Annotated in this window: 23 protein-coding genes; 15 read left to right on the top strand and 8 right to left on the bottom strand. The window is 60.9% G+C overall.

Features of this window, described 5'->3' with window-relative positions; translation table 11 throughout:
* Window positions 1–9 precede the first annotated feature (9 nt).
* Window positions 10–1,260 carry a DUF5924 family protein gene (locus KG088_RS16075; RefSeq protein WP_213827076.1) on the bottom strand — a complete coding sequence of 417 codons (1,251 nt, stop codon included), beginning with the start codon at window positions 1,258–1,260 and terminating at the stop codon, window positions 10–12.
* A 175-nt stretch (window positions 1,261–1,435) separates the two neighbouring features.
* Between KG088_RS16075 and fadB the strand changes: the two genes are divergently transcribed.
* Both fadB and fadA read left to right on the top strand, forming a co-directional pair.
* On the top strand, window positions 1,436–3,610 hold the full coding sequence (fadB, locus tag KG088_RS16070) for a fatty acid oxidation complex subunit alpha FadB (RefSeq protein WP_213827074.1): 2,175 nt from the start codon (window positions 1,436–1,438) through the stop codon (window positions 3,608–3,610).
* Window positions 3,611–3,635: 25 nt separating this feature from the next.
* The gene (fadA, locus tag KG088_RS16065; RefSeq protein WP_213827072.1) at window positions 3,636–4,814 is read left to right on the top strand and encodes an acetyl-CoA C-acyltransferase FadA; all 1,179 of its coding nucleotides are present in this window, start codon (window positions 3,636–3,638) and stop codon (window positions 4,812–4,814) included.
* Window positions 4,815–4,924: 110 nt separating this feature from the next.
* Here fadA and KG088_RS16060 read toward each other — a convergent pair whose 3' ends face one another.
* Both KG088_RS16060 and KG088_RS16055 read right to left on the bottom strand, forming a co-directional pair.
* Window positions 4,925–5,959, bottom strand: coding sequence for a TAXI family TRAP transporter solute-binding subunit (locus tag KG088_RS16060; RefSeq protein WP_213827071.1), 1,035 nt, complete (start codon window positions 5,957–5,959; stop codon window positions 4,925–4,927).
* A gap of 305 nt (window positions 5,960–6,264) precedes the next feature.
* On the bottom strand, window positions 6,265–6,726 hold the full coding sequence (locus tag KG088_RS16055; protein WP_213827069.1) for a flavodoxin family protein: 462 nt from the start codon (window positions 6,724–6,726) through the stop codon (window positions 6,265–6,267).
* Window positions 6,727–6,801: 75 nt separating this feature from the next.
* Between KG088_RS16055 and KG088_RS16050 the strand changes: the two genes are divergently transcribed.
* Together KG088_RS16050 and KG088_RS16045 are read left to right on the top strand one after the other, a co-directional pair.
* A complete protein-coding gene (locus tag KG088_RS16050) occupies window positions 6,802–7,278 on the top strand; it encodes a YbhB/YbcL family Raf kinase inhibitor-like protein (RefSeq protein ID WP_213827067.1) in 477 nt (158 codons plus the stop codon).
* 155 nt (window positions 7,279–7,433) lie between these two features.
* A complete protein-coding gene (locus tag KG088_RS16045) occupies window positions 7,434–8,117 on the top strand; it encodes a hypothetical protein (RefSeq protein ID WP_213827066.1) in 684 nt (227 codons plus the stop codon).
* A gap of 54 nt (window positions 8,118–8,171) precedes the next feature.
* On the opposite strand, the gene KG088_RS16040 is transcribed toward KG088_RS16045, so the two are convergent.
* Both KG088_RS16040 and KG088_RS16035 read right to left on the bottom strand, forming a co-directional pair.
* Complete coding sequence (locus tag KG088_RS16040) at window positions 8,172–9,455, bottom strand: M20/M25/M40 family metallo-hydrolase (protein WP_213827064.1); 1,284 nt, start codon at window positions 9,453–9,455, stop codon at window positions 8,172–8,174.
* 67 nt (window positions 9,456–9,522) lie between these two features.
* The gene (locus KG088_RS16035; RefSeq protein WP_213827062.1) at window positions 9,523–10,110 is read right to left on the bottom strand and encodes an NADPH-dependent FMN reductase; all 588 of its coding nucleotides are present in this window, start codon (window positions 10,108–10,110) and stop codon (window positions 9,523–9,525) included.
* A 158-nt stretch (window positions 10,111–10,268) separates the two neighbouring features.
* Here KG088_RS16035 and KG088_RS16030 point away from each other — a divergent pair, with 158 nt between their 5' ends.
* The 5 genes from KG088_RS16030 to gloA all read left to right on the top strand — a co-directional run bounded on the left by KG088_RS16030 (window position 10,269) and on the right by gloA (window position 13,904).
* A complete protein-coding gene (locus KG088_RS16030; RefSeq protein WP_213827060.1) occupies window positions 10,269–11,342 on the top strand; it encodes a calcium/sodium antiporter in 1,074 nt (357 codons plus the stop codon).
* A 36-nt stretch (window positions 11,343–11,378) separates the two neighbouring features.
* A complete protein-coding gene (locus KG088_RS16025) occupies window positions 11,379–11,816 on the top strand; it encodes a nucleoside deaminase (RefSeq protein WP_213827058.1) in 438 nt (145 codons plus the stop codon).
* 16 nt (window positions 11,817–11,832) lie between these two features.
* Entirely contained in the window at window positions 11,833–12,591 is a 759-nt protein-coding gene (locus tag KG088_RS16020) for a VIT1/CCC1 transporter family protein (protein ID WP_213827056.1), read from the top strand.
* Window positions 12,592–12,802: 211 nt separating this feature from the next.
* Complete coding sequence (locus KG088_RS16015) at window positions 12,803–13,297, top strand: Hsp20/alpha crystallin family protein (protein ID WP_213827055.1); 495 nt, start codon at window positions 12,803–12,805, stop codon at window positions 13,295–13,297.
* 61 nt (window positions 13,298–13,358) lie between these two features.
* Window positions 13,359–13,904 carry a lactoylglutathione lyase gene (gloA, locus tag KG088_RS16010; RefSeq protein ID WP_213827053.1) on the top strand — a complete coding sequence of 182 codons (546 nt, stop codon included), beginning with the start codon at window positions 13,359–13,361 and terminating at the stop codon, window positions 13,902–13,904.
* A 98-nt stretch (window positions 13,905–14,002) separates the two neighbouring features.
* Here gloA and KG088_RS16005 read toward each other — a convergent pair whose 3' ends face one another.
* The 3 genes from KG088_RS16005 to KG088_RS15995 form a co-directional block, all read right to left on the bottom strand.
* The gene (locus KG088_RS16005) at window positions 14,003–15,133 is read right to left on the bottom strand and encodes a histone deacetylase family protein (protein WP_319941457.1); all 1,131 of its coding nucleotides are present in this window, start codon (window positions 15,131–15,133) and stop codon (window positions 14,003–14,005) included.
* A gap of 187 nt (window positions 15,134–15,320) precedes the next feature.
* Window positions 15,321–16,223 (bottom strand): complex I NDUFA9 subunit family protein, encoded by a 903-nt coding sequence (locus KG088_RS16000; protein ID WP_213827051.1) that lies wholly within the window; start codon window positions 16,221–16,223, stop codon window positions 15,321–15,323.
* Window positions 16,224–16,386: 163 nt separating this feature from the next.
* On the bottom strand, window positions 16,387–17,058 hold the full coding sequence (locus KG088_RS15995) for a DsbA family oxidoreductase (protein WP_213827049.1): 672 nt from the start codon (window positions 17,056–17,058) through the stop codon (window positions 16,387–16,389).
* Window positions 17,059–17,390: 332 nt separating this feature from the next.
* On the opposite strand from KG088_RS15995, the gene KG088_RS15990 reads away from it, so the two are divergent.
* The 6 genes from KG088_RS15990 (at window position 17,391) to sufT (ending at window position 23,420) form a co-directional block, all read left to right on the top strand.
* Window positions 17,391–17,855, top strand: coding sequence for an SUF system Fe-S cluster assembly regulator (locus KG088_RS15990; RefSeq protein ID WP_213827042.1), 465 nt, complete (start codon window positions 17,391–17,393; stop codon window positions 17,853–17,855).
* Between the two features lie 72 nt (window positions 17,856–17,927).
* Window positions 17,928–19,370 carry a Fe-S cluster assembly protein SufB gene (gene sufB / locus KG088_RS15985; RefSeq protein WP_213827040.1) on the top strand — a complete coding sequence of 481 codons (1,443 nt, stop codon included), beginning with the start codon at window positions 17,928–17,930 and terminating at the stop codon, window positions 19,368–19,370.
* Window positions 19,371–19,440: 70 nt separating this feature from the next.
* Window positions 19,441–20,193 carry a Fe-S cluster assembly ATPase SufC gene (gene sufC / locus KG088_RS15980; protein ID WP_213827038.1) on the top strand — a complete coding sequence of 251 codons (753 nt, stop codon included), beginning with the start codon at window positions 19,441–19,443 and terminating at the stop codon, window positions 20,191–20,193.
* Window positions 20,190–21,551, top strand: coding sequence for a Fe-S cluster assembly protein SufD (sufD, locus tag KG088_RS15975; RefSeq protein ID WP_213827036.1), 1,362 nt, complete (start codon window positions 20,190–20,192; stop codon window positions 21,549–21,551). Before sufC ends, sufD begins: the two co-directional genes overlap by 4 nt.
* Window positions 21,552–21,579: 28 nt before the next feature.
* A complete protein-coding gene (locus tag KG088_RS15970) occupies window positions 21,580–22,839 on the top strand; it encodes a cysteine desulfurase (protein WP_213827034.1) in 1,260 nt (419 codons plus the stop codon).
* An 8-nt stretch (window positions 22,840–22,847) separates the two neighbouring features.
* Window positions 22,848–23,420: a putative Fe-S cluster assembly protein SufT gene (sufT, locus tag KG088_RS15965; protein ID WP_213827032.1), complete on the top strand. Its 573-nt coding sequence runs from the start codon at window positions 22,848–22,850 to the stop codon at window positions 23,418–23,420.
* Window positions 23,421–23,460 lie beyond the last annotated feature (40 nt).

Here is a 23,460-nt window from a genome sequence, read left to right as displayed (position 1 = left end):
TTCGCACGCTTACTCGTTCTCCGACTCGGCGGCAGGCTTGTCGTTGGAGCGCTGTTCGGATTGTTGGTCAGGGGGCGCTGTTTCAACAGGGGATGTAGCCACCGTCTCCCGGCCGGGCAGTAGCTTGTGCAGTGCGATGCCTGCCAGGCCGAGCGGCGAGTCGATACCGCCGTCGGCCAGCGTGGCCTTCGCCTCGTCGGCGTCGACACGGAAACGCAGCACGCCGATGCGCTGTCCACTGTCGGTCATGACGTCGACACGCCAGGTCCCCGCAGGCGCCTCGGGGAAGTTCTGCTTGTGACTCCAGGCGCGGTAACCCTCATCGCGGCCCCCCTTGATCTCCAGCGGGATGCGATCGATGATCTCGCCATCGTGGCGCCAGACATGGAAGATTTGCTCTTTAAGACCGCGCGGCGCGCGGATCGATGTGTAGGCGTAGAGACCGGTTGCCGGGAGTGCCGAGGGCGTGAGACGCACGCTCTCGCGAGGTTGCCTGGCCGGCACGTCGAAGCCCGGCGATAGCGCCGTGGCAGTGATCCAAAGCGTCGCTGGAGGCACCCAGATTCGCCCCTGCCAGCCGGCCCCAGCAAGTAGCGGAAGCAGCGCCAGCATGATCACCCAGCGCTTGAGCGTCGAGCCGCTCAGCAGGTGCAGCAGACTGGGAAGACTGAACACGACCATCGCCGCCAGCGCGAGCTTCAAGCTTGTGCCGGTCGTTAGATGGAACATGATCGGCAGGGTGACCAGCACTACCAGGAAGACACATTGCGCATGGAAGGCGAAGTACAGCCAACGGGCGCGCTCGGCTAGCTTGTAGTAGAGCGGGTCGATGATCGAAAACACCGCCATGCCCAGCAGAAGCAGGGTAAACAGCGCCTGGCCGCTACTCCATACTGTAGTGACGAGCAGAAACGGTAAACAGAAGAACAGGGTTTCCTGGTGGATCATCTGCGCGATGAAGGTCGTGACCCCCTTGGGTAGCGTGGCGTGACCACGCCTTGACAACATCCGCCCGATCAGGCTTTCCGAGAGCAGCAGCAGCCAGGCGACCATCATGCCGATCGCCAGCATCGCGCCCAGCCACTGCTGACGCTCCACCAGGAAAAAACTGCCCAGGCCAGCGGCAAAGGCCATCGGGGGCCACAACCAGCGCCATGGGCGCAGGAAGGTGACCCACTGCTCGATACGTACTTGCAGCCGGGTGAGCCGGGACGAAAGGCCGCTATGAAGTGTCGAAGCGGTCGGTGCGGGGGAGTTCATCGCAATGTTGGCTAGCCTGAACATGAGGATGGCTGGATGCTAGCAGGTTGATGCCAGCATGCGGTAGTGGCGCCCGGCAAAGAGGGTGAGGTGCCTATGTAACTTGACCCCATCTTGAGACTGGACCAAGATTGAGCGTATTAAAACGATCGTATGAAATTGGGGAGGCTCGCTGATGATCTATCAAGGCAATGCCATTTCGGTATCGCGTGGTACCGGGAGTCCTGAGAGCGCCGGCGATGAGAGTGTCGCCACGCTCATCTTCGACCTGCAGGGCGAGTCCATCAACAAGCTGTCCAGCGCCGTGGTGGCTGAACTGGAAGCAGCGTTCAAGGCGATCCGCGCCGAGCAGGGCCTGACGGGCCTGGTGATCGGCAGCGCCAAGGAGGCGTTTATCGTCGGCGCCGACATCACCGAGTTTCACGATCTGTTCGACAAGGGTGAAAAGTCCCTGGTTGACATGAACCTGAGGGTGCACGACATCTTCAATGCCATCGAGGATCTCCCCTTTCCCACGGTTACCGCGATCAATGGGCTGGCGCTGGGGGGGGGCTGTGAAGTCGCCCTTGCGACCGACTTTCGCGTGATGGCCGAGGGAGCAAGACTTGGCCTGCCCGAGACCAAGCTAGGTATCGTGCCGGGCTGGGGAGGTTGTGCGCGCCTGCCACGTCTGATCGGCGCGGATAACGCCATCGAGTGGATTGCCGGCGGCACTGAGAACACGGCCGAGTCAGCGCTTGCGATGGGCGCGGTGGATGCCGTAGTGCCCGCTGATCAGCTCGACGCGGCGGCACTCGATATTCTGGCCCGCGCCAACCGTGGGGAACTGGACTATCAGGCTCGGCGGGACGAGAAGAACGGCCCTCTGCACCTTAACGCCATCGAGCAGATGATGGCGTTCGAGACCGCCAAGGGCTACGTCGCCGGCAAGGCGGGTAAGCATTACCCGGCGCCGGTGGAGGCGGTAAAGGTGATCCAGAAAGGCGCCGGCGAGGGGCGTGCGCGCGCCCAGGCCATCGAGGCCAAGGCCTTTGCGAGGCTGGCGCTGAGCGATGTGGCCTTCAATCTGGTGGGGTTGTTTCTCAACGACCAGGCGGTCAAGAAGAAGGCCGGCAAGTACGAGAAACAGGCCGCCGCCATCAACCAGGCGGCTGTGCTTGGGGCCGGCATCATGGGGGGCGGTATCGCCTACCAGAGTGCCTCCACGGGCACCCCGATTCTGATGAAGGACATCAAGGAAGAGGCCATCGAGCTAGGTCTCAAAGAGGTGCGCAAGCTGTTCGCCAAGCAGGTCGAGAAGGGCAAGTTCACGACCGGGGAGATGGCCGAAAAGCTGACCCATATTCGTCCTACGCTCTCCTATGGTGACTTTGACCACGTCGATTTGGTCGTCGAGGCGGTGGTCGAGAATCCCAAGGTCAAGGATGCGGTGCTCACCGAGGTGGAAGGCTGGGTCGGCGAAGACACCGTCCTCACCTCCAACACCTCGACCATCTCGATCACCCAACTGGCCGAGAATCTCAAGCGCCCGGAAAACTTCTGCGGCATGCACTTCTTCAACCCGGTCCATCGCATGCCTCTGGTGGAGGTGATCCGTGGTGAGAAAACCGCGGACACAGCGGTCGCCGCCACCGTGGCTTATGCGCGAGCCATGGGCAAGACGCCGATTGTGGTCAACGACTGCCCAGGTTTTCTAGTCAACCGGATCCTTTTTCCCTATTTCGGCGGCTTCAACCAGCTATTGGAGCAGGGCGCCGACTTCCAGCGCGTCGACAAGGTCATGGAAGCCTTCGGCTGGCCCATGGGCCCGGCTTACCTGCTTGACGTGGTGGGTATGGATATTGCGGTACATGCCGGTGAGGTGATGGCCGAGGGCTTTCCGGAACGCATGAAGCATGCGGGTGAGACGGCGATCCAGGTGATGTATGACAACGATCGCCTGGGTCAGAAGAATGACAAGGGCTTCTACGCCTACCAGCAGGACAAGAAGGGCAAACCTCAGAAGGTCACTGATGAAACCGCCATCGCGCTGGTCGAACGTGTGGCCAAATCGCACAAGACCTTCAGCGACGAGGACATCATCGCCCGCATGATGGTGCCGCTCTGCCTTGAAGCGGTGCGTTGCCTGGAGGACGGGATCGTCGACAGCCCGGCCGAAGCCGACATGGCACTCATCTATGGTATCGGCTTCCCGCCGTTTCGGGGTGGTGCGCTGCGCTATATCGATGCCATGGGCCTGAGCGAGTTCGTCACGCTGGCCGACGGCCTGGCCGAGGAGCTCGGGGCGCTCTATACCCCGACCGACAAGCTGCGCGACATGGCCGGCTCTGGCGACACGTTCTACCGCTGAAACCACCACGGACAGGAGACAGGAAATGAGCTTACAGCCGAGAGACATCGTGGTGGTCGACGCCGTGCGCACCCCCATGGCCAAGGCGAAGAACGGTGCCTTCCGTCACGTGCGTGCCGAGACGCTGTCGGCGACCGTGATGCAGGCGCTCTTCGAGCGCAACCCGGGCCTCGACCCGGCCGAGGTCGACGACGTTATCTGGGGCTGCGTCAACCAGACCCTCGAGCAGGGCTACAACATCGCGCGTAACGCGGCGCTCCTGACCGGCATCCCGCACAGCGTGCCGGCCCAGACCGTCAACCGCCTGTGCGGTTCTTCCATGAGTGCCCTGCATATCGCCACCGCCAACATCAAGGCCGGCATGGGGGACGTCTACCTCATCGGTGGCGTCGAGCATATGGAGCACGTCTCCATGATGCACGGCGCCGACGTCAATCCGGCGGTCAGCAAGCATGTCGCCAAGGCATCGATGATGATGGGCCTGACCGCCGAGCTGCTGGGCAAGATGCATGGCGTGTCCCGCGAAGCGCAGGACAAGTTCGGCGTGCGCTCGCACCAACGTGCCCAGGCCGCCATGGAGAAAGGCTATTTCGACAATGAGATCATCGGGGTGGAGGGCCACGACCAGCGCGGTTTCAAGGTCAGGATCGACAGCGACGAGGTGATCCGCGCCGATGCCAGCCTGGAGAAGATGGCCGAGCTCAAGCCGGTCTTCGACCCACGCCACGGCACCGTTACCGCCGGCACCTCGTCGGCGCTCTCCGTCGGCGCCGCCGGCATGGCGGTGATGAGCTACGAGCGAGCCCAGGCCCTGGGCCTCGAACCCATCGCTCGGGTGCTCTCCACCGGGGTAGCCGGCTGCGATCCCTCGATCATGGGCTACGGGCCGGTGCTGGCCTCGAAGAAGGCACTCAAGACGGCGGGACTGACCAGCGACGACATCCAGACCGTGGAGCTCAACGAGGCCTTCTCCGCCCAGGGGATACCGGTGCTCAAGGATCTCGGCTTTCTGGAGGCGCTGGATGACAAGGTCAACCTTCATGGCGGTGCCATCGCGCTGGGGCATCCGCTGGGCTGCTCGGGAGCGCGTATCTGCACTACTCTGCTGAACGTGATGCAGACCCGCGACACCACGCTGGGCCTGGCGACCATGTGTATCGGCATGGGGCAGGGCGTTGCCACGGTGTTTGAACGGTTGAAATAACGGCGCGCAAGCCAGCGCGGCCCGGCTTGAGAACGACGGCACCCATCGCGGTGCCGTCGTCGTTTGGCAGGCACATGTAAGCGATATCAATAAGGCCACCCGACGCCTTGTCAGTTGCCAGCATCACGGACAAGTCTGGCGAGGCGCTTTTTCCCCCTGGCTGGCCCCTGTGCCATGCCGGTTTCGGGAAGCCATCCCTTTTCACGATAGTAGCGTAGGGCGCCTTCATGCAGGGGCGCGCTGAGGCCCTCGTGAATCATCTCCTGTGTGCTGAGCATGCCAAGGGCCGGATGTACGGCCTTGAAACGCAGCAGGTTCTCGAATACCCCGGCAACCAGGCGATAGATCATGTCCGGATCGGCCCGTGCCGAGGTGACGAGGGTGGCCCTGACGCCGAAGGTCCGCACGGCAGGCTGGTCGGGACCATAGAGGCCACCGGCGATCCAGGCACGTGAGAAATAGGGGGTTTCCTCGACCAGTCGATCGACCGCCTCACCGGCCACGTCGATCAGGGCGGCATTGCAGAGGCGAATGGCCTGGGCCACCGAGGCATTGGGGTGGCCGACCGTATAGACCATGGCGTCGATATTGCCGTGGCACAGCTCCAGCGATTGCTGGTCGGCCGGGAGTTCGTTGACCAGAAGGAAGTCACTATTGCGCCAGCCACGCGTCTGCATGAGGCGTTGCATGGTGCCATGCTGGCCGGACCCAGGGTTGCCGATGTTCACCGCATGCCGCGGAATATCGTCAAGGCTATGGATTCCGGCATCGCGTCGCACTACCAGCGTGAAGGGCTCGCTATGCAACGCAAACACCGACCTCAGCTCGTTGTCAGGGCCGGCATCGCGGAAAGCTTCCGTGCCGCTGACGGCAAAGTGCTGGCTATCCGACTGAGCCAGTGCCAACGTTACAGCGCCGTGGCGAACGTTGTCGAGATTGGCTACCGAGCCGTTGCTCGGTTCGGCACGACAGGGAAAATCCACCGTACGGCAGATGGCGCGTCCCACGATGTGGTACACACCGGCCGGGCTGGCAGTAGCGATTGTCACTTCCTCGTCATCGCTGGCGGCTGCCGAAAAGGGCAATAGCAATGCACACAGCAAGGCGCGAGAGGTTCTGCCCGAGATACTGGATAACTGGCACATGACACGATTCCTTAGTGAGGGTCGGCCAAATATATCCAGTGATCAGCGGTGGCGAGGACGGTCCTGAAGTGGGAGGGTCATCACGAGATCTGGTCGACGCGATAGTGGGTAATGTTTCTTCTGCTCAGTGGTGCGTAGCACGCTTCGTAGGTCATTCGGGTTACTTGAGCAGGAAGAAGAGTTTTGATGAGACAGCTGCCTGTTCAGGCTTTTTTCAACTTAAATTAGGTATAGCACAGCCCCGGTGTTGCACAAGACAGCTTTGTGTCGATTGCCGGTTATGGCAATTTATCCTCTTGCGCGCCTCAGAAAATGCCACTCTCGAGGCCAGCTGAAAGATAAAGCCCCAGCTCTTCTGCCTGATCGACGAACTCTTGTTGCCACGCCCCGCGAAGGATTAGCGGTGACTGTACCCATTTCCAACGCAGACCGGTGACGATGCCTTCCACGGCACGTCGGGTACCCGTTCCGTCATGGCCGGCGCGTACATAGAGCGCGCACGGCAACCCCTGCGTCTTTTCCAGCAAGGAGTCATAGCTGCGGTCGAAGAAATCCTTCAGCGCTCCGCTCATGTAGCCCAGGTTTTCGGTGGTTCCGAGCAGGATAGCGTCGCAGGCGAGAACATCGTCGGGGCCTGCTTCAAGCGGTGGCTTGACACGCACGTCGACCTCTTTGATATCGACGTGATGGGCGCCACGCTCGGCGGCCTGTCGAAGCTTACGAGTATTGGGGGAAGGGGCATGTGCCACGATCAGCAGATGCTTCATGATTGACAGTCTCCTGGCTTTCTCCGACGCTGTTGCGACATTGTCCACCGACTGATTCACATGGAGATTCACACCATGACCTTTGCACTCTCGACCATGCAACTTGAAAGTTCGGCCTTCAAGGCTCAGGGCACCATCCCCACCAAGCATACCGGTGAGGGTGAGGATGTCTCGCCTGCCCTCTCCTGGCAGGGAGCTCCGGAAGGCACCAAGGGTTTTGCGGTAATCTGCCATGATCCGGATGCCCCGCTGGTGCAGAACGGTAGCTACGGTTTTGTCCATTGGGTGCTTTACAATCTGCCAGCTTCTACAACCTCGCTCGAGGAAAACAGTGGAGAAGGCAACTCCGGGCTCAATGATTTCGGCAAGCAGGGCTACGGCGGCCCCATGCCTCCCGAGGGGCATGGTATCCACCAGTACTACTTCTGGGTACTGGCACTCGGCAAGGCCACGGACCTGCCGGAAGGACTGGCGCTTCCCGAGCTGCTCAAGCAGGTAGAGCCGCACCTGCTTGGCATGAATCGTCTGATAGGGACTTATCAGAGACACTGATCTTAATGAAATCGTCGGTGGACTTGGCCCTACTTCGGCACTGCCGAGGTGGGGCAAGGTAGTGGACGGCGATTGCCTGTGCGCTATCAAGCCATTACCCCGCACGTTGCAGACCCTTCACTATTCAACCTCACGGTAATCATGGAGTGATGACGATGTTCGACTGGCTCGTGGCTCACAAGGAACTGGTCACGATATTGACCAATATCGGCACCCTGCTCATTTGGCTGGTGTATGCACAATTGCTCTATTTTGGCTTTCGTCGCCAGCGCCGGCCGCGACTGATCATCAACCGAGGCAAGAAAAAGGACATCAACGCCCGCTGCATCATCAGTAACATGAGCGCCGAGCCTATCTACATTCAGCACATTATTGCCGAGCTGAATACGACGCATGGCAAGTTGGCCAAGGACGTCACAGACTGGGAGGAAAGGCCTGACGAGGAGGGGCGGACCTCTGAGCGACAGACGTCGCGAGATGACACGACGTCGGACGGCACGCGGCAAGGGCCATTGAAATCCGGTAGTTACCTTTATATCACCAGCTTCAATGATCTGGTGCAATCGGTTGCCGCGGAAAATGACATCGCTCTTGAGGATGGACGCCCTGTCGGCGATCTAGCGTTCGTCTCGTTGACGATTCGTCTGATCTGCATTTACGGCTCGGAAGACCAGCCAATCGGTGCCGAACGCTGTTTTTACCTCGAGGACGACAAACGCCCCTACAGTCTAGTACCCAGCAACTGGGATACGCGCCGGCTGGCCTCGATATGGCAGCGTCGCAAATTGCGTAAGCTGGTCAAGCGCCTCAACAGCTCCAATTTCCCTCATCGCTACTGACCCGCCACCAGCGGACGCATTCAGCTTCGCTGGCGGCGGGACAACTTTTACCCCTTAGGCTTTATCACCGCCGTTGACTTGCTCTCTGTTCCCTTTCGCGTCGTCTGGCTTGGCGGAACCCCGATGGCTCAGCGGGCCGGCCTGGTCAAGCCGGGGATGGTTGTTCAGGAACTCTCGATGCGGATCCGGCAGGGCGTCGAGTGCCTGGAGCGTATGCGTGAGTACATGAATCGCCGCCAGCAGATCCTGGGTATTGCCGGTTTCCGAAATGGTATGCATATTGCGGATCGGGAAGCCGATGGAGGTGGCGGCACAATCCACCGCTGCCAGCACCCCGGCCATGCCGTCGGTCCCCGTATCGACCCCGACGATATCGCGCTGCAGGGGAATGCCATGTTCCTGGGCCGCGCTCTCGATAATACGGTTGAGTTGCTCGCTGGCGATGGCGCCAACCGCCATGGTGAAGCCTTTCCCCATCTCTAATGGCTGCATGCGACGGTCGCCGATGCCAGGAGCGGCCACGTAGTCGTGGTTCACGTCCACGCCGATCAGCGCATCGGGCTTGAGAACCCCGGCCATTACTCGACTGCCGAACCGCCCGATTTCCTCGTAACTGGCAATGGTGAACAGCACCCGCACTTGCTGGGTGCCGCCTGCCTCGGCGATCAGGCGTGCCACCTCGGTGGTAACGAAACAGCCCAGCCCATTGTCCAGGTAGGCGCCATAGAAAGTGTCCGGGCTGAAGCCGTGGCGAATGGGGCGGTCCAGAAGGATGGCATCGCCGGGGCGCACGCCCAGGTTCTCGACCTGCTGCTTCTTGTTCTCGCCATGGATCTGCAGGTCCAGGTAGATCTGCTCCTTCTTCAATCCCTTGCTCCCGTCGCGCACCGAGGGATCGGCGAAATGGATGGCGCCCAGCGCTTCTACCGTGCCGCCTTCGAGTACACGGTACTGGCCCGGGTGTTGCGGGTCTTCGCTGAATAGCTTTACCTCATGGCCGATCAGCACGGTGGGCAGGAAGGAGTCAGTGTTGATCCAGATCTTGCCGTCGTCCCCGATGCTGCGCACCTGCATGCGAATCTTGTCCGCATGGCCGATGATCATGACCTTGAACATGTCGTCGCGGCCCGGATGGGTGTCCAGCACCACGCCGGCATGTCCCTTGAATTGGTGCATGTGCCAGCCGTCGGGGGCGAAAGTGTCGAAGTGGGGCTTGAGAACGCCATAGGTCATCGCCGCCTCGAGCCCGACCGGGCTGGGGGCGTCGAGAATGCGCCGCATCAGATCGAACTGCGACTCGGGCATGGGGGTTGTCCAGGGCTTTTGGGTCTCGCTCATGGGGTCTCTCTTTCAACGATCAGAATAAAGAAGGGCTGCGGTCGAGTGGCAAGGGATGTGCCGAGAGTCAGTCTCTCAGTTTTTCCAGCGTGCCTACCAGCCGCTGACAGACGCCATCGAGTTGCGTCTGTTGCTTGGTGTCTGCTAGGCGTCCGTCACTGAAAGCGTCGCCCGCCTTGGCAACGGCGAGCTGGTCGGGCAATACCGTTACCCCGATATTGCTCAGCAGCTGACGAATCAGTGCCAGACTGCGCAGGCCGCCTAGCCCACCGGGTGACGCGGAGACGACCGCAGCGAACTTGCCCTCGAAAAGCTTAAGGCCACTCTCTCCTTCATGCGGTCGGGTGAGCCAATCGATGGTGTTCTTGAGCAAGGGGGTGATGAAGCCGTTATATTCCGGTGAGGCGATCAGAAGTCCATGATGTTCCGAGAGTAACTCGCGCAACGCCAGGGCATGGTCAGGCAGGCCGCTCGCGGTTTCCATATCACCATCGTAGAGCGGCATAGGAAAATCGCCCAGGTCGATGAAGGTGGCGATGCCGCCCAGCGCATCGATGCGCTGGGCGCAAAGCTGCGCCAACAGCTTGTTGAAGGAATCTTTGCGGCTACTGCCAGCGAAGACGAGAATCCGGGGCTTGTGCGAAAGGTCTACCATGCGTGCTATTCCTCGTGAAAGGTTGGGAATGCAAGAATCATCACGGTTCGCTGCCCTCAGCACAACATTTCGAAGCAGGTGTCTCGCGGCCAGCCAATGCACCATGGCGCCGCCATCGTTCATGAACGTTTGGGGTTTTAACATCCAGGGAGAGCGCAATGACCATTATCTTGTTTCTGGTAGGGCTGGTGCTGCTGATCGTCGGCGCCGAAGCCTTGGTACGCGGAGCCTCGCGCCTGGCAGCGCGACTGGGAGTCTCGTCGTTGATTATTGGCCTGACGGTCGTAGCCTTCGGCACGAGCTCACCGGAGCTGGCGGTGAGTCTCAAGGCGGCGCTGAGCGACCAGGCAGGTATCGCCATGGGCAACGTGGTGGGCAGCAACATCTTCAACGTGCTGTTCATTCTGGGGGTGTCGGCGTTGATCGTGCCGCTGGTGGTGGCGCAGCAACTGATACGCTTCGACATCCCGCTGATGATTCTGCTGTCAGTGGCGTTGCTGCTGTTGACCCTGGATGGGCTCGTTGGGCGCTTCGACGGTTTCCTGCTGGTCGCCGGGCTTGCCGCCTACCTGGGCTTTCTGCTGTGGCAGAACCAGCGCGCTAATGCGCTTGCCTCGGAGGAGGGCGCTCAGGACACCGCCGTTGAGGCTCCCTGGGCGCTCAATCTGGGCATGGTCGCGGGTGGGCTGGTGCTGCTGGTGCTGGGGTCGCGATGGTTCGTCGACGGCGCCGTGGCGCTTGCCGCTTATCTGGGCGTGAGCGATCAGATTATCGGATTGACAATCATCGCTGCCGGAACCTCCCTACCCGAGGTGGTCACCTCACTGATTGCGGCCCTGCGCGGCGAACGTGACATCGCCGTTGGCAATGTGGTGGGCAGCAACATCTTCAACATCCTCGGTGTGCTGGGGTTGACCGGTCTGTTGGCACCTTCGGGGATTGGCGTATCCTCGGCCATGGTCGGGTTCGATATTCCGGTGATGATCGCAGTCGCCTTGGCCTGCCTGCCGATCTGCTTTACTGGCGGTGTCATCAGCCGTTGGGAAGGGGGTGTCTTGCTGGGGTATTACGTGGCCTACACTGTATATCTCGTGCTGGGACAGTCTCATCATGATGCCTTGGGGGGATTCAACACCATGATGGTGACCTTCGTGATTCCGCTGACGGTGCTGACCCTGGCCGTTCTCTCATTGCAGGAAATGAGGCGGCGACGGGCCACGGGCGCGAGATAAGGCGTTAGCGATGATATTAAAACAGGGTAGGTGACCATGGATCACTTCATGCGAGTGGCTATCGATGAGGCCCGCCAAGGGCTCGCGGAAGGCGGCATTCCCATTGGCTCGGTGCTGGTGCATCGAGGCGTGTTGCTCGGGCGCGGTCGAAACCGCCGCGTGCAACTGGGCAGCGCCGTGTTGCATGGGGAAATCGACGCCTTGGACAATGCCGGCCGCCACGAGGCGTCGGTCTACCGCGAAAGCGTCCTTTACACCACGCTATCGCCCTGTGCGATGTGCAGTGGGGCTATCCTGCTGTTCGGCATTCCCAAAGTGGTGATCGGTGAGAACCAGACCTTCATGGGCGAGGAGGCGTTGCTGCGTTCCCGCGGCGTTGAGGTGGACGTGGTGCAGTCGCCGGAGTGCATCGACATGATGCAGGCCTTCATCGCGGCCTCGCCAGCGTTATGGCACGAAGATATCGGCAAATGACCGAGGCAGCGCTGCGATGAAGAAGTCTCGCCACGTATCACTCGAGGAAGAGCATCATCCCGAGTCGATACGGCGCCGGCTGAATACTCCCCACAAGGTTCAGACGGTCCCGGATGCCATCCTGGGAGGTATTGACGGCTGCGTGACCACCTTCGCCGTAGTGTCAGGTGCCTTCGGGGCTGGCTTCTCGGCCTCGGTAGCGTTGGTGCTGGGATTTGCCAACCTCGTAGCCGACGGGTTCAGCATGGCGGTCAGCAACTACGAGTCGATTCAGGCCCAGCAGGAGCACATCGACGGCGTGCGCAGAAGTGAAAGGCGCCACATCGAGAGGGTGCCGGAGGGTGAGCGGGAAGAAGTCCGCCAGATATTTCGCCAGAAGGGCTTCGAGGGCGACATGCTGGAACGGGTGGTTGACATCATCAGCCAGGATCGCGATGTGTGGGTAGATACCATGCTCACCGAAGAGCATGGCCTGCAGACGCAGGCATTGAGCCCCTTGCGCTCGGCGGCGGCGACCTTCGTCGCCTTCCTGGTCGTCGGCATGATGCCTTTGCTGCCTTATACTTTGGCGGCGTTTAGTGCAACGCAGCAATTTCTGGCAAGCCTCACGGTCGCGGCGTTGATGTTCTTTCTCATCGGCATGCTGAAGAGCGTGGTCTACCGGCAGCCGATACTTCGATCAGGGCTTCGCACGCTGCTGATGGGTGGCGCCGCCGCAGGGCTGGCCTTCGTGACAGGCCATCTTGCTCATGCCTGGTTCGGGGTGGGGGTATGACCTATGGAGGGTAAGGGGGTGCGGGTGCTCAGTGATCGAGGTCATGGTGTCGTTAGGGATCTGCTCCGACAGTTAGACATAAGAACCGTCCATAGGAACCATCCCCCAGGAACGTGGGTCTCCAGAAAAGCATGGGGCCAGCAGTGATGATCTGGCCGTCGTAGCCGGTCATAGCCCATTACGTCGTGTACGCAACACAGGAGTGACCATCATGACCAAGAAAAAGGGCAAGGAAGACGCCACCAACGACAGTCAAGCCCATTCGGAAGCGCCACCACGAGGCGGGAGCCCGCTGCGTGAGCTTGATCGTATAATCGATAGCCTATTCGATCGAGATGGCATCTTTCCCATGCGTTGGGACCGCCGTCAGGCGGGTGGAGAGCGGCGAACGCCTCGCGTCGACGTCATCGATCGTGACACGGAGGTGTTGCTTCGCGCCGAACTGCCCGGTCTGGAACGCGAGGATCTCGACGTCTCGGTTACCCAGAGTACGGTGACCATCAAGGGTGATACGCATAAGGAAAGTCGCGATGAGAAGGGCGATTATCACCGTAGTGAGATCGTCCATGGCACTTTCTCACGAACGGTAGCGTTGCCCAGCGAGATCAATGCGGACAAGGTTGAGGCACGTTTTCACAACGGCATTTTAGAGCTCACCCTACCGAAGCTGCAGGGAGACCATCGCCGCAAGGTCGAGGTGAAATAAATATTCTTGTGTCTTCGTGTGATACTCAGCACTTTCCATGTCGTTAACGAAGGAAACCACTATGAGCTTTCAGGGGGAGCAGCACCCGGGCGTCGAGACGCCACCTGCCGAAACCGAGGGCTTTCGCCTCAACCACACCATGCTGCGCATCAAGGACCCGGAAGCTTCGCTGGCCTTCTATACGCGGGTGTTCGGCATGCGGATGTTGCGTCGGCTGGACTTCGAGGAGATGCAGTTCTCGCTGTACTTTCTGGGTCGCCCGGAGACCGGCGAAACATTGCCCGAGGATGCAGGTGAGCGCACCGTCTGGACCTTCAGTCAGCGTGGCTTGCTGGAATTGACCCACAACTGGGGCAGCGAGGAAAAGACGGGACGTATCTACCATGATGGTAATGCCGAGCCGCAAGGTTTCGGCCACATCTGCTTCTCGGTGCCGGACCTCGACGCCACGGAAGCCTGGTTCGACACCAATGGTGTCGAATTCGTCAAGCGTTCGGACCAGGGCAAGATGAAAAACGTGATCTTCGTGAAGGACGTCGACGGCTACTGGATCGAGGTGGTGCAGGCAGATCGCCTTTCAGCGCTCGGCGACCAGCCGATTCGCTGAGCGACACGCTGATGCCGGGCTGAGCGAGTCCACCCGACCGCCAGTGCCACAAACCCTCGCGGCAAGGTTCATCGCCGCGAGGGTTTGTGATTGGCCATTCATGTTTTCAGGTCGCTCGGCACCTCATCGTCGGTGAGCCTGACGAAGGCGCCGCGGTGAAAGGCTGCCGCGGCCTCCACTTCCGCCAAGCCAATGCTTCCGGGTACCGGTGGCGTCTGGCCCGCCAGCACACTGAGTACCGACCTGACGCCCATCGACAATGATTCCAGGTTGTAGCCGCCCTCGAGAACGAAGACCAGATTGCCGTTGCAGTGGCGGTGAGCCATTTGTTGAAGAATCCCCGTCATGACGGCGAAACCTTCATAGGAGACGTTCAACGCCAGGTCGTGCCAGTGCGGATCGAAGCCGGCCGACACTAGGATCAGATCGGGCTTGAACCAGTCGGCGGCGGGGACCAGAATCTCCCGAAACGCTTTCAGATAAGCCTCATCACCGGCTCCACCCGGCATGGGAATATTGACCGTGGTGCCTTCGCCGAGACCGGCACCGATTTCCTCGAGATGACCCGAGCCCGGATAGAAGGGCGCGGTGCGATGAATGTCGACGAACAGCACGTCCGGGTCTGCCCAGAAAATCTCCTGAGTACCGTTGCCATGATGCGCGTCCCAATCAATGATCATGACGCGCTCACAGCCCAGTACCGCCAGGGCGTGCGCGGCAGCCACAGCCACATTGTTGAACAGGCAGAAGCCACGGGCGCGCACCGGCTCGGCATGATGACCGGGTGGGCGCACCAGGGCGAAGCTGCTATCGGCGCGCCCTTGCATTACCGCCTCGACTGCAGCAATTGCGGTGCCGGCAGCGACTTCGGCGGCCTCGATGCTGCCGGGCGAGACGGCGGTAGTGTCCACATCGAGCCAGGCGTTCTTGCCTCGCAATGCGAATAGATGGTCCAGGTGGGCAGTGGTATGGACGCGGGCGAGCTGTTCACGTGTGGCTTCGACACCCGCTTCGAAGCGTACCCCGGCAATTGGCTCGCGTTCCAGAAGTTCGCGAATGCTCGTCAATCGGCCAGGATGTTCGGGGTACTTCCACGGTGCGCTTAGCCCAGCAAGAAGATGCCGGATTCGCCGGTCCATGCGATCGGGCAGAAACGGAACTTCGAGACTCGGCTCATGGCTAAGGACGCGCTCATCGTAGAAAGCGATCACTCTGTTCTCATCGGCCACTGGCAGGTCTCCCGGGGCTGACAAAGCAATGTGGATTGAAGACAAAGCCCATGGTCGCTATCCCAGCATCGCCATGTCACTACCCCCAATCCACGAGGGTTAACGAATTCACCATGAATGATTAGCACAATTCCGCCACGTCATACCAGCAACGGCGCGGCGGTTCATATCTATGGCAACGCTCGATTCACGAATTCGGCAGGCAAGTGGGAAGGCTGTCGCGCAGTGAGCGAGGCACGATCCCCAGATCACGGAAAGTCCCCACGTCACGGCTGGCCAGTGTGTCCTGCTGCATCAGAATGACTTGATCGGTGGTCAGCGGCGGGTCTTTCATCAGCGAGGTGGTCGCGGCCAACACCCGCCAGACGAAGAAGGGTAGCGGTACCAGCGGTCTTTCACGATGCAGGTGGGCCATAAGTAGCGTCAGGATGTCGCGATAACGCATGACATCGGGGCCGCCGAGTTCGAAGAGACGACGTTGGGTGAGTGGCTCGCCAAGCAGGCGGATCAGGGCGCGGGCCACGTCGGTGACATGCACCGGCTGGAGACGGGTGTGGCCATGGCCAAATAGCGGGATTACCGGCATTCGGGTAAGGCCGGCAAGAGTGGTGAGGAAGGCGTCATCGGGTCCGAAAAGCACGCTCAGGCGAACGATGATAGCGCCGGGCAGGGCCTCCAGCACGGCGCTTTCACCCTCCGCGCGAGCGCGAACATATGGCGAGGGGGAGTCGGTGCGGGCGCCAATGCCGGAAATGTGTACGAGGCGTTCGATACCTGCCTGACGCGCCAGAGAGGCTAGCCGGGCGGCACCCTCGACATGAATCGTCTCGAAGCTCGCCCCCGGCTGCTCGACATAAAGACTCACGGCATTGACCACGCTGTCCGCGCCGCCGACGGCTGCCTTTACACTGCGGCTTTCGCGAATATCGGCGCGAACCAGTTCGATGGCTTCGCCGCCTTCGGTGTGCAGCGGCATGACGGGGTGCCTCGCAGCAATACGCACCCGCTGGCCGGCATCCACCAGTTCACGCACGATGGCGCGGCCGAGAAAGCCGGTGCCACCGAAAACTGTGATCAGCTGTGCAGGCATGAACGCATATTCCGACAATCGGGATGACCGTGAGTATTGTGCCCACTTGGCTGCTCAATGGGAACGTTAGGCGCGTCGCCCGTCTAGCCTGGGGCAGAATTGCGATGTAACAATGTTAGTGCTGGTGCTGGGAACTCTTTTCGAAGGCGCTGGCCGAAGGTACCTACCGTCGCTGGTCTGACCCGCTGCCTTCTCTTGCGTGAGACGAACGCGTGGCATCGAGCAGCCGCTCGACGGCCAGCAGTAACTGACGACGCGGCTGTGCGCCTTCCAGAATGCCGGCATGCTCACCATCAATCGAGAAGCGCAGGCCCGGCACGCCGCCGATGCCCAGAGCATGAGCCTGACGCTGATCGGCTAGAACTTGTTCGCGATAGCGTCCGTCGACCAGCGCTTCATACAATGCTCCTCCGTTGAGGCCCAGGTCCCAGGCCAGACTGACGAGTGCCCGGGTGTCGGCCAGGTCCAGGCTCTCTTCGAAGAACCCGCGAAACAGTGCACGGCGCAGGGTATCGGCCTTGTCGACCTGCTCGGTATCCGCCCAGGCGCCGGCTTCGTGGGCGAGCCGCGAGCGTGGCTGACGCTTGGGTAAGCGCAAGGTCATGCCTCGTTCGGTGGCCATGGGATAGACGGCGCGCGTCCAGATGTCATGCAGATACTCGCTGTCGGGATCAAGCGTTGGTGCTGGGTCGGGGCGTAGCTCGAGGGCTCGCCAGTGCAGGTTGACCTCGTCACCGAACCGCTCGAGAACGGCGTCGAGCTCTGGCAGCTCGAGGTAACAGAATGGACAGACGTAATCGCTGAAGACGTCCAGGGTGATGCGTGCTGGGGGCATGTCGGGCTCCTGGTTGAGGGGGAGGGGGAGGGGGATTGTATCAAGAGGATGGCATCTTCTTGACAGGTCGCGTGTCGTGTCGATTGTCCGGGTTGTCTTTTTGTTGGTGGCTCTTGCCCGACACGAGCATGGATTGACGACGATAAAATGATTCCTCACAAATGCGAATCATTAGTCTTATTTATGCGATCTGCAGCGATCGTGCGCCTAACTCGGCTTGTTTAGTCAGAAACCAACGGTGGGGCTTCACATCGAAATGATACAGGACTAAAATGGTACGCAATTGAAGGCACCGCCCAGCATCGGGTGTTGCGCTAACCAGGAGGCCAGGCATGCTCAAGCTCTCACGGCTGACAGACTATGCCGCCGTGGTACTGGCACAGATCGCTCGTCATCCAGAGCAGTCTCACGCCGCAGCTGAGCTGGCCGTGGCTGTTCAGCTTCCTCACCCTACCGTCAGCAAGACACTCAAGATGCTGGTGAAAGCGGGGCTGCTTGTATCACGTCGTGGGGCGCAGGGCGGTTATTCGCTGGCACGACCCGCTTCCCAAATCACAGCCATCGATATCATCACCGCCATTGAAGGGCCGGTGGCGATGACCGAGTGCAGCCAGGCCGATGGCGATTGCGACCTGGCCGCGACCTGTGGGGTCGCTGACAACTGGCAACGTGTGTCGCTTGGCGTGCGAACCCTGCTCGACAGCGTGACCCTAGCTCATCTGGCCGATACGTCGCCCATCAAGCTGCCGGTGCAGCTACCCATTCAAAGCGTGAGCCTGGCCGGCGACATGGCCTGAGCCCACCGAACCGGATTCACGACCCGAGGCGAGCGATGCTCGCCAGGCCAACCGCCCGGGAGGGGAAACATCATGGCAACGCAGGAAATGGAACAGCTCGTCCGTCGCGAGTACAAGGAAGGTTTCATCACCGATATCGAAAGCGACACGGTCCCGCCCGGTCTGGACGAGAGCACCATCGCCTTTATTTCCAACAAGAAGGGCGAGCCGGAGTGGATGCTCGAGTGGCGCCTGAAGGCCTATCATCAGTGGCTGAAGATGACACCGCCGTCCTGGGCACACCTTAACTACCCGCCGATCGACTACCAGGCGATCTCCTATTACAGCGCTCCCAAGCGTCCCGAGGACATGCCGCAGAGCCTCGACGAGGTGGACCCCAAGCTGCTCGAGACCTATGAAAAGCTCGGTATTCCACTGCACGAACGTGCGGCGCTGGCCGGGGTGGCGGTGGACGCCGTGTTCGACTCCGTGTCCGTGACCACTACCTTCAAGGAGAAGCTGCACGAGGCCGGGGTGATCTTCTGCTCCATGTCCGAAGCGATTCGCGACTACCCGGAACTGGTCAAGCAGTACCTGGGAACGGTCGTGCCCCAGGGCGATAACTATTTTGCGGCACTGAACTCCGCGGTGTTCACCGATGGCTCCTTCGTCTTCATACCCGAGGGCGTGACCTGCCCCATGGAGCTCTCGACCTACTTCCGTATCAACGAAGCCAATACCGGCCAGTTCGAGCGCACGCTGATCGTCTGTGAGAAGCAGGCGCAGGTGTCCTATCTCGAAGGTTGTACCGCGCCGATGCGGGACGAGAACCAGCTACATGCGGCCGTCGTCGAGCTGGTCGCCCTGGAAGACGCCTCGATCAAGTACTCCACGGTACAGAACTGGTACCCGGGCGACGAGAACGGTAAAGGCGGCATCTATAACTTCGTCACCAAGCGTGGTGATTGTCGTGGCGATCGCTCGCACATCAGCTGGACCCAGGTCGAGACCGGTTCCGCTATCACCTGGAAGTATCCTTCCTGCCTGTTGCGCGGTAAAGACAGCATCGGCGAGTTTTACTCCGTGGCGGTGACCAACGGCCGTCAGCAGGCCGATACCGGCACCAAGATGATCCACATCGGCGAGGGCACCCGCTCCACGATCGTCGCCAAGGGTATTTCCGCTGGCCGTTCCAACCAGTCCTACCGGGGCCTGGTGAAGATCGGCCCGCGCGCCAAGAACGCGCGCAACTTCACCCAGTGCGACTCACTCCTGATCGGCGATACCTGCGGAGCGCATACCTTTCCCTATCAGGAGATCGGTAACAGCACGGCGACCATAGAGCACGAGGCGACCACCTCGAAGATCGGCGAGGACCAACTGTTCTATTGCCAGAGCCGCGGCATCTCTGAAGAAGATGCGGTGAATATGATCGTCAATGGCTTCTGCAAGGACGTCTTCCAGGAATTGCCGATGGAGTTCGCGGTGGAAGCAGAAGCCCTGCTGAATGTGACGCTGGAAGGTGCCGTCGGCTAAGGCCCGGCAGGCCAACCCACGAATATACCGACGCCGCCGCTGCGGCGTGAATCGAATCAAGGTGATCAACATGCTCGAAGTCAAGGATCTGCACGTCACTGTCGAGGGTTCCGAGATCCTCAAGGGGCTTAGCCTGACCATCAAGGCGGGTGAAGTTCATGCCCTGATGGGCCCCAATGGTGCCGGCAAGTCAACTCTATCTGCGGTAATTGCCGGCAAGGACGGTTATGAGGTGACGCAGGGGTCCATCACCTTCGAGGGCCAGGACGTGCTCGAGATGGAAATCGAGGAGCGCGCCCAGGCGGGCTTGCTGCTGGGCTTCCAGTACCCGGTGGAAATTCCCGGGGTGAAGAATATCTATCTGCTCAAGGCCGCGCTCAATGCGCAGCGTGCGGCGCGAGGCGAGGCAGAAATCGCCGCGCCCGAGTTCTTGAAGCTGATCAAGGACCAGCTGGCCTTCATGAAGATGGATGGCAGTTTCCTGCAGCGCGCCGTCAACCAGGGGTTCTCCGGTGGCGAAAAGAAGCGCAATGAGATACTGCAGATGCTGGTCTTGCAGCCCAAGCTTGCCATGCTCGACGAAATCGACTCCGGCCTCGACATCGATGCCATGCGTGTCGTGGCGGAAGGAATCAACTCCCTGCGCGCCGCGGACCGAGGCATCCTGCTGGTGACTCACTACCAGCGTCTCCTCGACTTCGTGGTGCCGGACAAGGTCCACGTGCTGGTCGACGGTCGTATCGTCAAGAGCGGCGACGCCCAGTTGGCGCATGAACTCGAAGCCCGTGGTTATGAGTGGGTACTGGAGGAATCGGCCGCATGAATAGTGATGTGCAACGCTTTCTCGATCGTCTCACCGAGCGCAGCGCCCAGCGCGATGCCTCGCAAGGCCCCGAGCCTACCTGGATCGCTGCACGGCGCCAGGCCGGGGCCGCACGCTTCGAGGCGCTGGGCTTCCCCAATCGTCGCGTCGAGGCATGGAAATACACCGATGTGCGAGCCATCGCCAGCGGCGACTTCCAATTGGCGACTGACGCCGAGTTTTCACCTGCTACGACAGCAACGCTGACACTGCCGGTGGAGGCGCATCGCCTGACGTTTGTCGATGGCGTGTTTTCGGCATCGCTGTCCCAGCTTGATGACCTGCCCCAAGGCGTGCAGCTGCTCCCCCTCTCCCAGGCGCTGGAAGACAACCATGAAGCCGTAGGCGGTCCTCTGGGCAGGCTGACCGGCGTCGAGTTTTCTTCCTTTTCGGCCCTCAACACCGCCTTTATGGAAGAGGGCGCCGTGCTGCGTCTAGCACCTGGGTCCGTGGTGGATAAGCCGATCATCCTGCAGTTTCTGTCTCGCGCTAACGACGCGCCGGTGATGAGCCATCCGCGCATTCTTGTCGAGGCCGGCAGTCGAAGCGAAGCCACGCTGATCGAGCACCATATCGGCGAGGACACGGCGGCCAACTTCACCAATCTGGTGGAAGAGATCATTCTTGACCGCGGGGCCATCCTGACCCACTACAAGCTGCAGGAGGCGCCCCTGGCCGACCTGCACGTGGCCAGCATCCACGTCGAGCAGGGCCGCGACAGCCGCTTCACCTCCTTCAACCTGAACCTGGGTGGCGGCCTGGTGCGCAACGACCTGGTGACCGAGCTCAACGGCCAAGGCGCCGAGGCCACTTTCAACGGCCTCTTTTACGGTCAAGGGCGCCAGCACGTGGATAACCACACCCTGGCCAACCACAACGCGCCGCGTACCTTCTCCAATGAGAACTACAAGGGCATCCTCGATGACCGTGCCCATGGCGTGTTCAACGGCAAGGTCGTGGTCAAGCGCGACAGTCAGCAGATCGAAGGCTTCCAGAGCAATGCCAACCTGCTGCTGTCCGATCGCGCGCACATCGATGCCAAGCCTGAGCTGGAGATCTATGCCGATGACGTCAAGTGCTCCCACGGCACCACCACGGGGCAGCTTGATGAGGAGGCTGTCTTCGCCCTGCGGACGCGGGGTATCGACGAGCAGACCGCGCGCGGCCTTTTGACCTTGGCCTTTGCTGGCGAAGTGCTTGAGCAAGTGACACTGGATGTCATATCTGAGCGTGTCGAGTTGGCTGTAGCCGGCAAGCTGCCCGAACGTTTCAACCTGGCCGGCCTGGTGGAAACCGCCGTCGCGCTTGGCGAAGAATGAGCGCTGTACATGACATGAGGAAGCAGCCATGACAGAACTGGCCACCCGACATCTTCTCGAGGTCCCGGCTCTGGATGTAACCGCCGTACGCGCGGATTTTCCGATCCTCGCGCGCGAGGTGCACGGCAGGTCGCTGGTGTATCTCGACAATGCGGCGACCAGCCAGACGCCCAGGCAGGTGATCGAGGTGTTCAGTGACTATTACGGTCGCTACAACGCCAATATTCATCGTGGCCTGCATACCCTCTCCGACGAGGCCACGGCGGCCTTCGAGGGCTGTCGTGAGACGGTGCGCGCCTTTCTCGGGGCCGGCGAGACCCGCGAAATCGTCTTCACACGCGGTACCACCGAGGCAATCAACCTGGTCGCCAATAGTTGGGGACGCGCCAATCTCAAGGCCGGCGATGAAGTGTTGGTGTCTCGCCTCGAGCATCACTCCAATATTGTGCCTTGGCAGTTGTTGGCGGCGGAGCTCGACCTCATCATCAAGGTGATTCCGGTCGACTCGCGTGGCGTGCTGGACCTCGAGGCTTACCGCGCGCTTTTCACCGAGCGCACCCGCCTGGTGGCGGTGAATCATGTCTCCAATGCCTTCGGTACCATCAATCCGGTAGCTGATATGGCGGCGGTAGCTCACGAGCATGGCGCACGCATCCTCATCGACGGTGCCCAGGCCACACCGCACCAGCCGGTGGACGTGGTCGCGATAGATGCAGACTTCTATGCCTTCTCGGGCCACAAGGTCTATGGACCCACTGGTGCCGGTGTGTTGTATGGCAAGGCGTCACTGCTCGAGGCCATGCCGCCCTGGCAGGGTGGTGGTGAGATGATCAAGGAGGTCTCCTTCGAGTCTCCCACTACCTTCGCCGGCATACCGCACAAGTTTGAAGCGGGCACGCCGGCCATTGCCGAGGTGATAGCACTCGGCAGGGCGCTGGAGTGGGTGCAGGGAGTCGGTCTGGAGGCCATAGGAGCCTGGGAAGCCAGGCTGCTGGCGCATGCCACGACGCAGGTGTCGCGCATCGACGGTCTTCGCCTGCTGGGGACCGCGCCGGACAAGGCGGGGATGATTTCGTTTGTCGTCGACGGTGCCCACGCCCAGGATATTGGCCTGCTGATCGATCAGCTCGGCGTGGCGATTCGCACCGGCCATCATTGTGCCCAGCCGTTGCTGGCGCATTTCGGTGTGGATGCCACCTGCCGTGCATCGTTTGCCGCCTACAACACCCTGGAAGAGGTCGACGTCTTCGTTGAGTCTCTGGAACGGGTCATCGGCATGGTGCGCTAAGGAGGCCCATGAGTGATATCGAGCAGCTAACCGGCCTCGAGCGAGGGAAGACTCTGCCGCTCCAGCGCGATGTCGAGGCCATTTCCATCCCCTTCGGCAAGACCGTGACCCTGCCGGAGGATAGTACCGTCAGTGTGATGCAGGCCAAGGGCAGCTCGGTGAGCGTGGGGTTCGAGGGCCGGCTCTATTTGATCGAGGGGGCCCAGCTCGATGCGCTGGGTCTCGAGGCGCTGCCCAGGCCTACGCTGCCCGAAGACGCTAGCGAAGATGAAATCGAGCAGTTCGTCTGGGATCAACTGCGTACCTGCTTCGACCCCGAGATTCCTGTCAATATCGTGGACCTGGGGCTGGTCTATGGCTGTCGAATCGAGCGGTTGATCAGTGGCGAGCGAATGGTCACCATCCGCATGACCCTGACCGCTCCCGGCTGCGGGATGGGCGATGTGATTGCCGCCGATGCGCGTAACAAGATTCTCGGCGCTCCACAGATCAGCAAGGTCCACACCGAGATCGTCTTCGATCCGCCCTGGAGCCGTGAGATGATGAGTGACGAGGCAAGACTGGAACTGGGCATGTTCTAGCGTCTCCTGTCGTTGCCTGGTCCCGGAACCCCCCGATGCA

It is taken from the genome of Halomonas jincaotanensis, assembly GCF_018448785.1.
In the GTDB taxonomy this organism is placed as follows: Bacteria; Pseudomonadota; Gammaproteobacteria; order Pseudomonadales; family Halomonadaceae; genus Halomonas; species Halomonas jincaotanensis.
This window is presented reverse-complemented; position numbering and strand designations above follow the sequence as displayed.

Excerpts from the sequence above, each read along its gene's own strand:
- KG088_RS16075 (WP_213827076.1), bottom strand. The coding sequence starts at position 1,260 with ATGAACTCCCCCGCACCGACCGCTTCGACACTTCATAGCGGCCTTTCG.
- fadB (WP_213827074.1), top strand. The coding sequence starts at position 1,436 with ATGATCTATCAAGGCAATGCCATTTCGGTATCGCGTGGTACCGGGAGT.
- fadA (WP_213827072.1), top strand. The coding sequence starts at position 3,636 with ATGAGCTTACAGCCGAGAGACATCGTGGTGGTCGACGCCGTGCGCACC.
- KG088_RS16060 (WP_213827071.1), bottom strand. The coding sequence starts at position 5,959 with ATGTGCCAGTTATCCAGTATCTCGGGCAGAACCTCTCGCGCCTTGCTG.
- KG088_RS16055 (WP_213827069.1), bottom strand. The coding sequence starts at position 6,726 with ATGAAGCATCTGCTGATCGTGGCACATGCCCCTTCCCCCAATACTCGT.
- KG088_RS16050 (WP_213827067.1), top strand. The coding sequence starts at position 6,802 with ATGACCTTTGCACTCTCGACCATGCAACTTGAAAGTTCGGCCTTCAAG.
- KG088_RS16045 (WP_213827066.1), top strand. The coding sequence starts at position 7,434 with ATGTTCGACTGGCTCGTGGCTCACAAGGAACTGGTCACGATATTGACC.
- KG088_RS16040 (WP_213827064.1), bottom strand. The coding sequence starts at position 9,455 with ATGAGCGAGACCCAAAAGCCCTGGACAACCCCCATGCCCGAGTCGCAG.
- KG088_RS16035 (WP_213827062.1), bottom strand. The coding sequence starts at position 10,110 with ATGGTAGACCTTTCGCACAAGCCCCGGATTCTCGTCTTCGCTGGCAGT.
- KG088_RS16030 (WP_213827060.1), top strand. The coding sequence starts at position 10,269 with ATGACCATTATCTTGTTTCTGGTAGGGCTGGTGCTGCTGATCGTCGGC.
- KG088_RS16025 (WP_213827058.1), top strand. The coding sequence starts at position 11,379 with ATGGATCACTTCATGCGAGTGGCTATCGATGAGGCCCGCCAAGGGCTC.
- KG088_RS16020 (WP_213827056.1), top strand. The coding sequence starts at position 11,833 with ATGAAGAAGTCTCGCCACGTATCACTCGAGGAAGAGCATCATCCCGAG.
- KG088_RS16015 (WP_213827055.1), top strand. The coding sequence starts at position 12,803 with ATGACCAAGAAAAAGGGCAAGGAAGACGCCACCAACGACAGTCAAGCC.
- gloA (WP_213827053.1), top strand. The coding sequence starts at position 13,359 with ATGAGCTTTCAGGGGGAGCAGCACCCGGGCGTCGAGACGCCACCTGCC.
- KG088_RS16000 (WP_213827051.1), bottom strand. The coding sequence starts at position 16,223 with ATGCCTGCACAGCTGATCACAGTTTTCGGTGGCACCGGCTTTCTCGGC.
- KG088_RS15995 (WP_213827049.1), bottom strand. The coding sequence starts at position 17,058 with ATGCCCCCAGCACGCATCACCCTGGACGTCTTCAGCGATTACGTCTGT.
- KG088_RS15990 (WP_213827042.1), top strand. The coding sequence starts at position 17,391 with ATGCTCAAGCTCTCACGGCTGACAGACTATGCCGCCGTGGTACTGGCA.
- sufB (WP_213827040.1), top strand. The coding sequence starts at position 17,928 with ATGGCAACGCAGGAAATGGAACAGCTCGTCCGTCGCGAGTACAAGGAA.
- sufC (WP_213827038.1), top strand. The coding sequence starts at position 19,441 with ATGCTCGAAGTCAAGGATCTGCACGTCACTGTCGAGGGTTCCGAGATC.
- sufD (WP_213827036.1), top strand. The coding sequence starts at position 20,190 with ATGAATAGTGATGTGCAACGCTTTCTCGATCGTCTCACCGAGCGCAGC.
- KG088_RS15970 (WP_213827034.1), top strand. The coding sequence starts at position 21,580 with ATGACAGAACTGGCCACCCGACATCTTCTCGAGGTCCCGGCTCTGGAT.
- sufT (WP_213827032.1), top strand. The coding sequence starts at position 22,848 with ATGAGTGATATCGAGCAGCTAACCGGCCTCGAGCGAGGGAAGACTCTG.